This is a genomic window from Caballeronia grimmiae, assembly GCF_000698555.1.
Classification (GTDB): domain Bacteria; phylum Pseudomonadota; class Gammaproteobacteria; order Burkholderiales; family Burkholderiaceae; genus Caballeronia; species Caballeronia grimmiae.
The window spans coordinates 1-772 of sequence record NZ_JFHE01000129.1; the positions used below are offsets into that span (position 1 = coordinate 1).

Here is a 772-nt window from a genome sequence, read left to right on the forward strand (position 1 = left end):
TCGCGTACCTGTCACGCTATACACATCGCGTGGCCATCTCCAACCAGCGCTTGCTCGCCTTCGACGAGCGTGGCGTGAGCTTCCGTTGGAAGGACTACCGCGAGAACGGTCGTACCCGCCACAAGGTCATGACGCTCGAGCCCGGCGAATTCATGCGCCGCTTCCTGCTCCATGTGTTGCCTACCGGCTTCCATCGAATTCGCCACTATGGACTGCTCGCCAACCCGGTGCGCCGCGTGAACCTGGCAAAGATTCGCACGCTGCTCGGCCTTGCGCCCAAACTCAGCTCATCACCGCACGAAGCGGCCGTCGTTGATCAACCAACCTTCATCTGTCGACACTGCGGCGCGCCGATGCTCGTCATCGACATTCTGACGCGCACCGTACCAATTCGCGCTCCACCGGAGAGAACACGGCAATGACTGTCTCGCTCCTGTCTACCGCTCAATCGTCGGCTTTGCGTCAACGCGGCCGAAGAGTGGACGGTTGTGCCTTCGACTTCATACACACCTGTATTGCCGGATTCCGAACTCCCAAGCGAACGCCCCATCGCCTCCAGTCCCGCATCGACGTCTCTTCCAGTGCTCGCATCGCTCGACGTCGACCTGCAACACACGCCGGACGGACTGATCAATCACCATAGCGAAGACGCTGGCCGCATCGGACCACTCCGCGGTTTCCTTCCTCGAGGTTTATTCAACGCCTGCCCACACGCGTGGTCGTTGGCTCGTACGCCTTTGGTCGAGGGCAGGCGTCGAACAAACCTAAACGG

1 protein-coding gene is annotated in these 772 nt (G+C 60.6%); it reads left to right on the plus strand.

The annotated features are described in order from the left end of the window. On the plus strand, positions 1-422 hold a 422-nt coding region (locus BG57_RS30930), incomplete at its 5' end, for a transposase (protein ID WP_035971143.1). Between the last annotated feature and the right edge of the window lie 350 nt (positions 423-772).